11 protein-coding genes are annotated in these 12136 nt (G+C 67.7%); 3 read left to right on the top strand and 8 right to left on the bottom strand.

Annotated elements, in window-relative coordinates:
* Window positions 1-66: 66 nt before the first annotated feature.
* The 7 genes from gspF to gspG form a co-directional block, all read right to left on the bottom strand.
* Window positions 67-1278 (bottom strand): type II secretion system inner membrane protein GspF, encoded by a 1212-nt coding sequence (gene gspF, locus PVZ78_RS25510; protein WP_009048771.1) that lies wholly within the window; start codon window positions 1276-1278, stop codon window positions 67-69.
* Window positions 1278-2699 carry a type II secretion system ATPase GspE gene (gene gspE, locus PVZ78_RS25515; RefSeq protein ID WP_124336565.1) on the bottom strand — a complete coding sequence of 474 codons (1422 nt, stop codon included), beginning with the start codon at window positions 2697-2699 and terminating at the stop codon, window positions 1278-1280. Before gspE ends, gspF begins: the two co-directional genes overlap by 1 nt.
* A gap of 1216 nt (window positions 2700-3915) precedes the next feature.
* On the bottom strand, window positions 3916-6339 hold the full coding sequence (gene gspD / locus PVZ78_RS25520; RefSeq protein ID WP_273829469.1) for a type II secretion system secretin GspD: 2424 nt from the start codon (window positions 6337-6339) through the stop codon (window positions 3916-3918).
* Window positions 6336-6902, bottom strand: a complete 567-nt coding sequence (gspM, locus tag PVZ78_RS25525) for a type II secretion system protein GspM (RefSeq protein WP_053268930.1) — start codon at window positions 6900-6902, stop codon at window positions 6336-6338. Before gspM ends, gspD begins: the two co-directional genes overlap by 4 nt.
* Window positions 6895-8088 (bottom strand): type II secretion system protein GspL, encoded by a 1194-nt coding sequence (gspL, locus tag PVZ78_RS25530; RefSeq protein WP_101282361.1) that lies wholly within the window; start codon window positions 8086-8088, stop codon window positions 6895-6897. Before gspL ends, gspM begins: the two co-directional genes overlap by 8 nt.
* Complete coding sequence (gene gspK, locus PVZ78_RS25535; protein WP_273829470.1) at window positions 8085-9068, bottom strand: type II secretion system minor pseudopilin GspK; 984 nt, start codon at window positions 9066-9068, stop codon at window positions 8085-8087. The genes gspL and gspK overlap by 4 nt, the downstream gene beginning before the upstream one ends.
* Window positions 9069-9076: 8 nt before the next feature.
* Window positions 9077-9556 (bottom strand): type II secretion system major pseudopilin GspG, encoded by a 480-nt coding sequence (gene gspG / locus PVZ78_RS25540; protein ID WP_009048764.1) that lies wholly within the window; start codon window positions 9554-9556, stop codon window positions 9077-9079.
* Window positions 9557-9704: 148 nt separating this feature from the next.
* Between gspG and gspI the strand changes: the two genes are divergently transcribed.
* Window positions 9705-10133 carry a type II secretion system minor pseudopilin GspI gene (gene gspI, locus PVZ78_RS25545; protein WP_273829471.1) on the top strand — a complete coding sequence of 143 codons (429 nt, stop codon included), beginning with the start codon at window positions 9705-9707 and terminating at the stop codon, window positions 10131-10133.
* 177 nt (window positions 10134-10310) lie between these two features.
* Here the strand turns inward: gspI and PVZ78_RS25550 are convergent, their stop codons facing one another.
* Complete coding sequence (locus PVZ78_RS25550; RefSeq protein ID WP_009048762.1) at window positions 10311-10742, bottom strand: type II secretion system protein N; 432 nt, start codon at window positions 10740-10742, stop codon at window positions 10311-10313.
* Window positions 10743-10850: 108 nt separating this feature from the next.
* Here PVZ78_RS25550 and gspH point away from each other — a divergent pair, with 108 nt between their 5' ends.
* A complete protein-coding gene (gene gspH, locus PVZ78_RS25555; RefSeq protein WP_009048761.1) occupies window positions 10851-11312 on the top strand; it encodes a type II secretion system minor pseudopilin GspH in 462 nt (153 codons plus the stop codon).
* The gene (locus PVZ78_RS25560; RefSeq protein ID WP_273829472.1) at window positions 11309-11932 is read left to right on the top strand and encodes a PulJ/GspJ family protein; all 624 of its coding nucleotides are present in this window, start codon (window positions 11309-11311) and stop codon (window positions 11930-11932) included. The genes gspH and PVZ78_RS25560 overlap by 4 nt, the downstream gene beginning before the upstream one ends.
* The last annotated feature ends 204 nt before the right edge of the window (window positions 11933-12136 follow it).

Here is a 12136-nt window from a genome sequence, read left to right on the forward strand (position 1 = left end):
AGGCGACGCGAGTCGTCTGGACGGACGTCATCGCGAGCAAGCTTCGCTCCTACAGAAGCCCCCCTTTTATTGCACCAACTGGTTGATCTCGATGATCGGCAGCAGCACCGCCATGACGATCACCAGCACCACTCCGCCCATGACCACGATCATCAGTGGTTCGAGCAAGGCGGTCATGCCCATGGCGCGGCGTTCGATGTCGCGGGACAGGGTTTGCGCGGCGCGTTCGAGCATGGGTGGCAGGGCGCCGGTTTTTTCGCCGCTGGCGATCAGGTGGATCAGCACCGGCGGGAAGACTTTTTCCACCCGCAGCGCGGCGGCCAGGTTGACGCCTTCGCGGACCTTGGCGGTGGCGTCGCTGACGCTCTGGCTCAGGCGGTCGTTGGACAGGGTCTGGCGCGCCGCTTCGAGGGCGCGTAGCAGCGGCACCCCGGCTCCGCCGAGGATCGCCAGGGTCGAGGCGAAGCGCGCGGTGTTCAGGCCCAGCACGAAGCGCCCGATCAGCGGCAGGCGCAGCACCCGGCTGTGCCAGTTCAAGCGGGCCTGGGGGTTGCGCAGGTACAGGCGCCAGCTCCAGAAACCGCCGGCCAGCACACCGAAACACAACCAGCCCCAGGCGCGAATGAAATCGCTGGCGTTGAGCATCGCCAGGGTCAGCCCCGGCAGGTCCTGGCGCGCCTGGGAGAAGGCGCTGACCACCTGGGGCACCACGTAGCTGAGCAGGAAGATCACGATGCCCACCGAGACCAGCCCGACCACGCCGGGGTAGATAAAGGCGGTGAGGATCTTGCCGCGCAGGGTGTTGCGCTCTTCGATGTAGTCGGCCAGGCGCTCCATGACCTGGGCCAGGTCGCCCGACTCTTCGCCGGCGGCGATCAGCGCCCGGTAGATGTCCGGGAAATCCCGTGGCCGCGCCGCCAGGGCTTCGGCCAGGCGCATGCCGCTGCGCACGTCGGCGCGCACTGCGCTCAGGGTGTGGGCGATGTGCTTGCGTTCGGCCTGCTCCACCGTGGCGCTGAGCGCCGCTTCCAAGGGCAGGCTGGCGCCCAGCAGGCTGGCCAGCTGGCGGGTGGCCCAGGCCAGGTCGTTGTCCGACAGCTTGGCGCTGAACAGGCCGCCGCCACCGGTTTTGGGCGTGTTGCTCTCCACCTGCACCATCAGGGCCGTCAGCCCGCGGCTGCGCAGCACGCCGAAGGCGGCGCTCTGGCTGTCGGCTTCCAGGTGCCCGGACTCGATCTTGCCGAGGGCGTCGGCGGCTTCGTAGCGATAACGGTTCATCAGGCGTCCCGGGTTACGCGAAGGATTTCTTCAGGGGCGGTGGCGCCGCTGCGCACCCAGCGCTCGCCGTCCTCGCGCATGCTGAACATCCCGGCGCGGCGCGCGGCGGCGCGCAGCGCCTGTTCGTCGGCGCCCTGGTGGATCAGGCTGCGAATGTCGTCGTCGATGCAGAACAGCTCGTGGATGCCGGTGCGCCCGCTGTAGCCGACCTGATTGCAGGCCGGGCAGCCCACCGGGCGCCAGGTGCCGGGGGCGGTCGGGTCTTCTTCCTTGCAGTGCGGGCACAGCCGGCGCACCAGGCGCTGGGCCAGCACCCCGAGCATCGACGAGGCCAGCAGGAACGGCTCGACGCCCATGTCGATCAGGCGGTTGACCGCCGACACCGCGTCGTTGGTGTGCAGGGTCGCCAGTACCAGGTGGCCGGTGAGCGAAGCCTGCACGGCGATCTGCGCGGTTTCCAGGTCGCGGATCTCGCCAATCATGATGATGTCCGGGTCCTGGCGCAGGATCGCGCGCAGGGCCAGGGCGAAAGTCATGTCGATCTTGGCGTTGACCTGGATCTGGCTGATGCCCGGCAAGTCATATTCCACCGGGTCTTCGACGGTGAGGATATTGCTGGTGCTGGCGTCCAGCCGCGCCAGAGCGGCGTAGAGGCTGGTGGTCTTGCCGCTGCCGGTGGGGCCGGTGACCAGCACGATGCCGTGGGGCTGGCGGATCAGGTTGTCGAGCTTGCCCAGCACCTGGGGGTCCATCCCTAAGGTTTCCAGTTGCAGGCGCCCGGCCTGTTTATCCAGCAGACGCATCACCACCCGTTCGCCGTGCCCGGTGGGCACCGTGGACACGCGGATATCGATGGGCCGCCCGGCCACGCGCAAGGCGATGCGGCCGTCCTGGGGCAGGCGTTTTTCGGCGATGTCGAGCTGGGCCATGATCTTGATCCGCGACACCAGCGCGCCGTGCAGGGCCTTGCGCGGCGAGACTACGTCACGCAACGTGCCGTCGACCCGGTAGCGCACCACCGAATGGCTTTCATAAGGCTCGATATGGATATCGCTGGCCTCGTCCCGCGCGGCCTGGGTCAGCAAGGCGTTGATCATGCGGATCACCGGCGCGCCGTCCTGGGTGTCCAGCAGGTCGGTGATTTCCGGGATGTCCTGCATCAGGCGATCAAGGTCGACTTCGTTCTCGGCGGCGCCAACCACGGCGGCGGCACTGCCGGTGTCGGAATAGGCGCTGGCCAGCAGGCCGTCGAGTTCTTCGTCGCGCACCCGCTCCAGGCGCGCCGGGCCGAACTGGCGGCGTGCTTCGCTGATCGACCAGCCGGGGGTCGAGGGGCAGACCAGGAGTACGGCGCCCTCCTCGCTGTGGCGCAGGAGGATGCGGTGGGATTTGGCCCAGGCATAAGGGAGTTGTGGGTTCATGGGAGTATCTCCGGGCCTTGGCCTTGGCCGTGTGCATATCCGTTGCTGTGGTCACGGCCACCTAGGGTTCCGCTCTTACAGCGGGGTAGGTGTACATATCCGTTACTGCGGTAACGGCCACTTAGGGTTCCGCCCTTACGGCGGGTCACTTTGGAAAAGCCCCAAAGTAACCAAAGGGCTCTAGCCCCAAGCGTCCGGTCCTCGCTAAGGCTCGGATTCCCTCGCTCCGGTCCTGCTCCGTGGGCCGCCGCCACAGGCCATCCATGGCCTGGGGCGGCTAACTCGGCATCCCTGCCGAGTTGCCCACTGCGCAGAACCTCCACTCGGCCTCCCGACGGGGCAAGAAAATCAAAAGCAACGCGAGGCGACCTGCCGGTCGGCCTGTCTGAGAACACGTTCCCTGTAGCCGCCGTAGGCCATCCGCGGCCTGGGGTGACTAACTCGGCATCCCTGCCGAGTTGCCCACTGCGCAGAACCTCCACTCGGCCTCCCGACGGGGCAAGAAAACCAAAAGCAATGCGAGGCGGCCTACCGGCCGGCCTGGATTTGGCGCTGATCCCTGTAGCTGCTGCAGGCCATCCACGGCCTGGGGTGGCTAATTCGGCATCCTTGTCGAGTTGCCCATTGCGCAGAACCTCTACTTCACCTTCCGACGGGGCAAGAAAATCAAAAGCAATGCGAGGTGGTCTACCGGCCGGCCTGAATTTGGCGCTGATCCCTGTAGCCGCTGCCGAAGGCTGCGATCGGCTGCGAAGCAGACGCAAAACCATGCGCCTCGATCTGCCTGATACACCGCGCCGTCTGGTTTGGCGTGCGCTGCGCGCCCGATCGCAGCCTTCGGCAGCGGCTACAAGAAGCGCGTAAAACGCGCTTAGCTCTTGCTTTTGCTGTGGCTCTCGCTCTTGATCTACCCGCCCCTTTCCCAGAGGCCGAACGCAGGCGTTGCGTAGGGGGTAGCGCGGCAGGGATGCCGCGCTAGCCGCCCCAGGCCATGGATGGCCTGTGGCGGCGGGCCCCCGGAGCAATGCCGGAGTGAGGGCATGCCGAGCCTTAGCGAGGCACCGAATGGAGGGGCGAAGCGCTTTGGTTACTTTGGCGCTCTTCCAAAGTGACCCGCCGTAAGGGCGGAACCCTAAGCCGCCGTGACCGCAGCAACGGATATGTACCCCATCACCCAGCGCACCAGACGCCGGGCGTGTAAACGCAACAAACGAACTCATTGCACCGGCACCGCCCTGATCCTCGCCCTCGGCACCTGCCCCGAACCCGCCCCCGGCGCTGGCGCCGACACCGGCACAACCCCCGGCCCACCCGGCACCCCCTGCTCCGCCGTCGGCAATTGCGGCGCCTGCATATCCGGCATGGCCCAACTGCGGTCCGGCTGCAGGCCGCCCTGGGCGCGGCGCATGAAGTCGTAGCGGTTGAGGGTGATGCTGCGCCCCGCGGCGCTGTCGCGAATGATGTAGGGCCGCAGGAACACCATCAGGTTGGTCTTGTTGGTCGAGCGGCTTTCGTTGCGAAACAGCGCGCCGATCCCGGGGAGGGTCGACAGCCACGGCACCGCGTTGTTGCTCTGGCTGTAGCCATCCTGCAACAGGCCGCCGAGGACCATGATCTGGCCGTCGTCGAGCAAGATGCTGGTGTCGATCGCCCGTTTGTTGGTCACGGTGCCGGCCTGCACCGAGGCGCGCTGGTCGACGCTGCTGACCTCCTGATAGATGTCGAGCTTGACCGTGCCACCTTCGGAAATCTGTGGCCGCACATTCAGCTTCAGGCCCACCTCTTCGCGCTGTACGGTCTGGAACGGGTTATTGCTGTTGCCGCCACCGCCGGTAACGTAGCTGCCGGTGACGAAGGGAATGGTCTGGCCGACGAAGATGCTCGCCGCTTCGTTGTCCAGGGTCAGCAGGTTCGGGGTCGACAGCACGTTGTTCCCGCCCTTGCTCCTCAGGGCCCGGGCCAGCACCTTGAGGTCGAGGATCTTGCCGATCCCGGGGATGTCCACGGTGCCGTTGACCAGGCCGACGTTGAGGCCCTGGGGCAGCACGTCGACGCTGGTCTTGCCATTGAGGTTGAGGCCGCTGCCGCCCAGGTTGGCGCCGCCGATGACGCCGCTGCCCCCCAGGTTGCCGGTCTGCCACTGCACGCCGAATTCGGCGGCGTCGTCTTCGTTGACCTCGACGATCAGGCTTTCGATCACCACCTGGGCGCGGCGCTGGTCGAGCATGTCGATGACTTCCCGCAGGTTGCGGTACAGCGGTTCCGGCGCGGAAATCAGCAAGGTGTTGGTGGTGGCATCGGCCTGGATGGTCACGCCGCCGGCGCTGAAGGCGGTGTTCTGGTCGGACGCCTGGGTGCCGCCCTGGCTACTGCTGGAACTGCCGCCCTGGGCATAACCGCTGCCGGAGCTGCCGCCGCTGAGGCTGGAGCTGCCACTGGTGGAGCTGGTGCTGCCGCTCTGGCCGCTGCTGGAACTGCCGCCCTGGCTCATGCCGCCCATGCTGCCGAGCATGGCCCGTGCGTTGTCGCCGGTGCCGCTGTCGCTCTCGCCGGTGAGCAGGCCGCGCAGGGCCTGGGCCAGCTTGCCGGCCTGGGCGTTGCGCAGGTACACCACGTGCAGGTTGCTCGGGTTGCTCTGGGCATTGTCCAGCTTGTAGATCAGGTTGCGCGCCAGCTCGGTGCGCTCGGGGCTGCCGGTACGGATGATGATCGAGTTGGAACGCGGGTCGCCGACCACGCTGACCTTCTGGGTCGGGTCGGCGCCCTGGGTTTCCAGCAGTTCGGAGACCATGCCGGCGATGTCCACGGCGATGCCGTTCTGCACCGGCACCACGTCGGTGTCCAGGGCACTGGGGATGTCGATGCCTTCGATGATCTGCGCCACCCGGGTGAGGTTCTCGGCGTAGTCGGTGATGACGATGCTGTTGTTGCCCGGGTAGGCGTTGATCGGGTTGTTCGGCGACACGATCGGGCGCAGCACCGGGATCAGGTTCACCGCGTTTTCGTACTGCAGCCGGAAGGTGCGGGTCAGCATGCCGTTGGCCGACGGCTTGCCGGCGTTGTAGATCGGCCCGCCGAGCAGCTTGGCGTCGGCTTCCGGCACCACCTGGGCCACGCCGCCGACATCCACCACGCTGAAGCCCTGCATGCGCAGGGCCGCCAGCAGCATGTCGTAGGCCTGGTGGGCCGGCACTTCGCCTTCGCTGACCAGGGTCAGGTTGCCCTTGACCCGCGGGTCCACCAGGAACTGCTGGCCGGTGGAGCGCGCCAGGGCCCGGACCACGGCCTGGATATCGACGTCGACGAAGTTCAGGCGCACCGGCTGGTCGCCCAGGGGATTGCGCACCACCGTGCTGCTGGCCGCGGGAGCACCGGGCGCGCGTCCCGCACGGCTGATCGGATGCTGGTATTTGGGACGCTGGGTCTGTTGCGCCTGGGCCCTCTCCCGCTCGGCCACCACGTCGCCGCCACTGCGATTGGTCTCGCCCAGGGGCCGCCCCAGTTCGCTGTCCACCAGCAACGGTGGCTGTGGCTCCTTGTTGTTACTGCACGCCGCCAGCGCCAGGGCCAGCGGCCCCAGCAGGAGCAAGGGCAGCGCCTTGCGCGATTGGCGGGCGTAAAAAGAACCTGACCACTTCATGAAGCTTCCTTAGCGCCAAGCGCCTGATCCATGCGAACGGTTCCGGACAGTTTGCCTGCCGTGCCATCGATGTCGGCCGCCCCTGCGCGTTGCAGGCGGGCCTCTACCACTTCCAGGGAAAACTGCCGGGGATTGCCCAGCAGCCAACCGACCACGGCATCCGCCGGGGCCTCTTGAAAACTCAAGTGCCAGGCCTGGGACTCGCCCTCGCCCGCCAGCTGCAACTGGTACAGCCCCTGCAGGCCGGCGGCATCCAGGGTCTGGCGCAAGGACTGCTCCAGGCTCTGCCCCGCCTCGCCGCCACGGGGCCCGCCGGCCTGGTGCAGCACCAGTTCCAGGGCTTCGGACTGGGAGCGCAGCTTGGGGATCTCGGCCTGCCAGTAATCGATCTTTTTCAGCGCCGGCTCGATCAGCACCAGCCACACCAGCAGGCCGCCCAGTACCGCCGCCGCGCCGGCCAGCAGGCGTTTCTCGCGCAGGGCCAGGCCGTTCCAGTACAGCTGTGCCTGGGCGGCCTGGCGCTGCCAGCGCTGGCGGTAATGGCTGAGGTTCAGCTTATTCATCCTCGTCTTCCTCGCTGTCGTCGGCTTCCATCGGCACCGCGCCGGTCGCCATGCCTGTGGCCGCACGCAGGGTCCAGCCCTGGTCGCCGGGGCTGGCTTCGAGCCCGGCCTGGGTCAGCAGGCCCTGCCAGCCGCTGTCGGGTGCGGGGACGCGGGTGTCGCTGAGCAGGCTCAGCTGCAACTCGCCGTTCTGGTAATTCAGTTGCTCGACCCCGCCAATCACGAAAGGCATGGCGTTGCTCGCCTGCTGCACCAGGCTGTTGAAGCTTTGCGGGGCGTCGCCGCTGGCCCCGCTCTGGCGCGCCGCCAGTTGCTGACGCGCCTGTTGCAGGGGGTTGAGGATCACCGGCAATTCCGGGAACACCTGCTGCACCCGTTGGCTCATCTGCGCCTTGAGCTGCTGGCCCTGGGCCGCCTGGCGCGCGGCGTAGAGGTTCAGGCCCAGGGTCCAGACCATCAGCGCCACCGCGCACAGCGCCGCGGCACGGCCCCAGCCCTGTTGGCGAGCGCTGTTGTTCTGCACCCCACCATGCAGGCCCCAGGCGGGTGCCTGGCCGGTCCAGCGACAGCTGTCCGGCAGTTGCTCCAGCGCCCCTTGCGGGGCCGCCTCGCCCACCCATTGCAACCCGGCGCCATTGGCCAGCAGGGCCTGCAAGGCGTCTTCCGGCAGCGGTTGCACGCTGCCCTGCTGCGGGCTGTGGCGCAGCAACAGGTGCTGGTCCTGCAGGCAGGCGGTCAACTGGCCCGCCGCCGGCACCGGCAAGGCATAGGGCGCCGGGTACAGGCCGCGCAGTTTCAGGCCGGCCTGCTCCAGCACCTGGCCCAGCCGCGCCAGCGCTTCGCGTGGCAACCAGCTGATGTGCACCTGGCCGTCGCTGTCGCGCGGGCTGTGGGCCACGTACAGGCTGTCACTGTGGCCGAGAATCAGCGCCTGGGCGGCGCAGGCCACCGCCGCGCTGACCTTGGCCGGGGCCAGGGCCGGCAGCTCGATGCTCGCCAGCAGGCTGTCCTCGGGGTGCAGGAAACACTCCACGGCCGGCGCCTTGGGCACCTGCCCCAACTGCATCAGGCTGGCTTCGCCGGCTTCCTGGACCTGGCCTTCCTTAACCTGGAGCCGGGCAAAGCTCACCCGGCTCTCGGCCGTCAGTGTGTGCAAGGGCGGCAGGCTGACGCGCAAGCGGCTCATACGCCCACCCGCGACCAGATCACCCGCGGCATGTTGTCTTCGCTGCGGTGCAGCAAGGCCAGCAGCTTGACCCGGCGCCGCTCGCCGCGGGCCTGGCCTTGCAGGCGGAACCACTCGCTGGTGATGCCGACCCGCACCGCGTCCGCCGGTACCTGCGGCATGCGCAGGCGGTTGATAAAGTCGCCCTGATTGATGAACCACTGGCCGCTGTCGCGCTCGGCGATCAGCGCCTTGGCCCGCGGCAGCGCCAGCCCTGGCACGGTCGCGGCGAGCACTTCGGCGCTGGCGGTATTGCCGTTGACCCAGGTATTGGCCGGCAGGATGGTGACAAAGGGTTCCAGGCGCGCCAGCAGCTTTTCATCGACGCCGTTCACCCCCAGCAGGTCGTCGAGGCTGCGCAGCATCGGCTGCTTGGCCAGCAGCGGCTTGCGCGCGGCCTCGGGCGAGGTATCGCGACCGCTGTGGAAACCGCTATTAGCCTGCGACGCCGTGCCTTCCGGGCTCAACAGCCGTGGGTAGGAGGCGATCACCCGCTGGCTGATACGCTGACCCAAGGTCGCGTTGACCCCCAGCAGCTCGCACAGGCGCTGGAAATTCTCTATCTGCAACGGGTCGAGGCGGTCGTTGGCCAGCAGGTTGCGCAGGTTGAACTTGCTCTGTTCGTCCTCCAGCCGGCCTTCGAACGGTCCGGCGCCCGGGCCCAGGGCCGCGAGCTGGATCGGCCGCGCCCAGTTCTGGTCGAGGCGGGTCAGCACGTCGCGCTGGCGGTCTTCCCACAGGCGCTGGCGGCTGACCTCCATGCCGCCCTGCAGCTGCCAGCTGCCCTGGACCCGCAGTTGCTCGCTTTCCAGCCCGCGGGTGAACAGGGTCTGGCGGGTCAGCATGCCGCCGGCGATCACCGCCACCACGGCGGCGATCAACAAGGCGCTGATAATGGCCATGCCACGCTGTTTCGCCGCTGTCGGCGAACGGGCTGTCATGGCGGCGCTTACAACTGCCAGGAGCCGATATCGGCATTCACGCCGTCACCGTCTGGCTGGCCGTCGGCCCCCAGGGAGAACACATCCACTTCGCCGTTGGCCCCCGGGTTCAGGTAATGGTAAGGACGGCCCCAGGGGTCGTTGGGCAGGCGTTCCAGGTAGGAGCGCCAGTTGCTGTTCTTGGCATCCGCCGGGCGCTCCACCAGCACTTTCAGGCCCTGGTTCATGCTCGGGTAGGTGCCGTGGTCGAGGCGATAGAGCTTGAGGGCCTGCATCAGCCCACCGATATCCTGCTTGGCCGCAGTGGCCCGGGCCTGGTCCGGACGGTCGAGCACCTTGGGCACCACCATCGCGGCCAGGATCCCGAGAATGACCACCACCACCATGATCTCGATCAGGGTGAAACCGCCCTGGCCGCGCGGGCGACGGGGCTGGCGGCGGGGCTGAAGATGAGGCTGGGGGTGTGACGTGAAGCGCACGACATCCATCTCGACGTTCCTTGGCTTGATTTCGATTCGTCGCGCAGTGTTGCAAGAAAATATGTCAGTGATATTGACGTTGCTCGGGAGTGACCGTAGCCAATCGGTCAAATTTGCCGGTTAGGCTGCAAGCCTTCCTTTGCGCCACGAGACGTCCATGCCGCGGCCACGCCAGCCACTCCCCCAACGACCCGCCAGACGGCCAGCCACCCGACAACGGGGTTTCACCCTGATCGAGGTGCTGGTGGCGCTGGCGATCATTGCCGTGGCCATGTCGGCGGCGATCCGCGTGGCCGGGTTGATGACCCAGAGCAACGGTTTGCTGCGGGATAAATCCATCGCCCTGCTGGCGGCCCAGTCGCGCCTGGCGGAACTGCGCCTGGAAGGCCGCCTGCCGCCTGGGACCAAGAACATCGAGTGCGACCAGGGCCGGCTCAAGCTGCGTTGCGAGCAGAACATCGCCCCCAGCCCCGATCCGCGACTGTCCAGGGTCAGCGTGCTGGTCCTCGACCGCAGCCGCGAGGCCCCGCCCCTGGCGCGCCTGGACACCCTGGTCGCGCGGGTGCCGAAGAATTCCAATCGTTAAGGCGTAACCCTGTAGGAGCAGCCGGTCGACGCTCGATTGCTCGCGATGGACCTGAGAGCGCCGCGTTCATCCAATCCACACGCGTTATCGTTAACGTCCATCGCGAGCAAGCTCGCTCCTACAAGGGCCCCGCTACTATCAGGAATCTGTTTAACCAGGCACTTTTCGACAGGGTCGTCACTGGCGGATCAGCACCGGCAACGCCGGGCTCTCCGGCAACTTGCTGACATCCAGCCGCGAGCGCTCGCCGCCGCGTTCGATCACCACCCCGTCGCCCTCGATGGCCACCAGCTGCACGCCCTGGGCCAGGCGCTCGCCCACCAGGAAGCTGCGCGGCGGCGCGTCGTTGAGGCTGAGAATCGCCACCGCGCCGCGGGGGCTGGCCATCAGCCCGGTGACCTTGATGTCCAGCGCCAGCGGCTGGTTGGAAAACCACTGCTGCGCCGGGCTCTGGGCCTGGGCGGCCAGGGCTTGCGGCGGCGCCTGCGGGGTGCGCGACTCGGCGGGGGTCAGCAGCAGCGACGACCAGGTCGCCACCCCGGCCACGATCGCCAGCAGGGCCACGGACTGCACCAGCTGCGGCGGGGAAAATCGATGGACGAATGCCATGGCAAAGACCTCCTGTTTGTCCGTCTTCGCAGCCTAGCGCGCAATGGTCACGTTTTTATTTCACATTCACCCGGCAGGATGAAAAGCGACGCACAGGAGGCGTGCCCCATGACCCCGTCCCGACAACAGGGCTTCACCCTGATCGAGCTGATGGTGGTGCTGGTGATCATCGGGATCGCCAGCGCCGCCATCAGCCTGAGCATCCGCCCCGACCCGCTGCAGGGCCTGCGCAAGGACGCCGAGCGCCTGGCCCAGTTGCTCCAGGTGGCCCAGGCCGAGGCGCGGGTGGATGGCCGCCCCATCAGCTGGCGGGCGGATGCCAAGGGCTTCGCCTTCAGCCGGCCCAGCGACGACGGCCGCGGCCTCGACCAGTTCAAGGACGACCCGCAGCTGCGCCCGCGGCCCTGGGAAAGTTCGTCGATCAAAGTGCGCATCGAGCCCGGCCCGCGGCTGGTGCTCAACGCCGAATGGATAGACACACCGCTGCAGGTGCAACTGTCCGACGGCCGGCACAGCCTGACGGTGCAACGCACCGCCACCGGCGTGGTGCGGGTGGTGGCGCTGCCATGAGGACCCGGATCAACCAGCGGCAAGGCGGCTTTACCCTGATCGAGGTGATGGTGGCGATCCTGCTGATGGCGGTGGTCAGCGTGATCGCCTGGCGCGGGCTGGACAGCGTCAGCCGGGCCGACAGCCATTTGCAGGCCAGCAGCGAGCAGACCGAGGAGCTGCTGCGCACCCTGCACCAGCTGGAACGGGACGTGGCGCTGCGGGCCAGCGTGGAATTGATGGAGCCGGTGCCGGCGGGAAGCGACGCCGAAGCCAGCGATGTGCCGGCGGCCCTGACCGTGCGCAGCGCCGACAGCGGCACCTTCCGCCTGGATGTGATCCGCACCGCGGCGACGCCCGGCGAGGGCCTGCAACGGGTGCGCTGGTGGCTCAAGGGCGACACCCTGTACCGCGCGGCGGCGCCGGCCCGCGACCGTTACCCGCTGCCCGCGCCGAAAAACGGCGTGGCGGTGCTGGAGCACGTCAGCGACTTGCAGCTGCGGGTCTGGGATCGGGACAAGGGCTGGCGCCAGCTCAGCGGCAACCGCAAGGAAAACCCACCGGGCCTGGAAATCCGCCTGGTGCGCCAGACGCCCCAGGGTGAGGAGCGTTATCGCCAGGTGCTGGGGCCGTTGGAGTAATTGCCGCATCGGGCTGGATGCCGGACCTGTAGCCGCTGCCGAGCGCAGCGAGGCTGCGATCGGCCGCGCAGCGGCCGCTAATCAGGCGACGCGGTGTTTCAGGCAGATTCAGTCCTCAGGTTTTGCGAGGACTTCGTCGGAATGCCGCCCACCTCGATCGCAGCCTCGCTACGCTCGGCAGCGGCTACGCAACAGCTACGCAGC

This window comes from Pseudomonas sp. SBT1-2, assembly GCF_028640875.1.
Lineage (GTDB): Bacteria > Pseudomonadota > Gammaproteobacteria > Pseudomonadales > Pseudomonadaceae > Aquipseudomonas > Aquipseudomonas chlororaphis_I.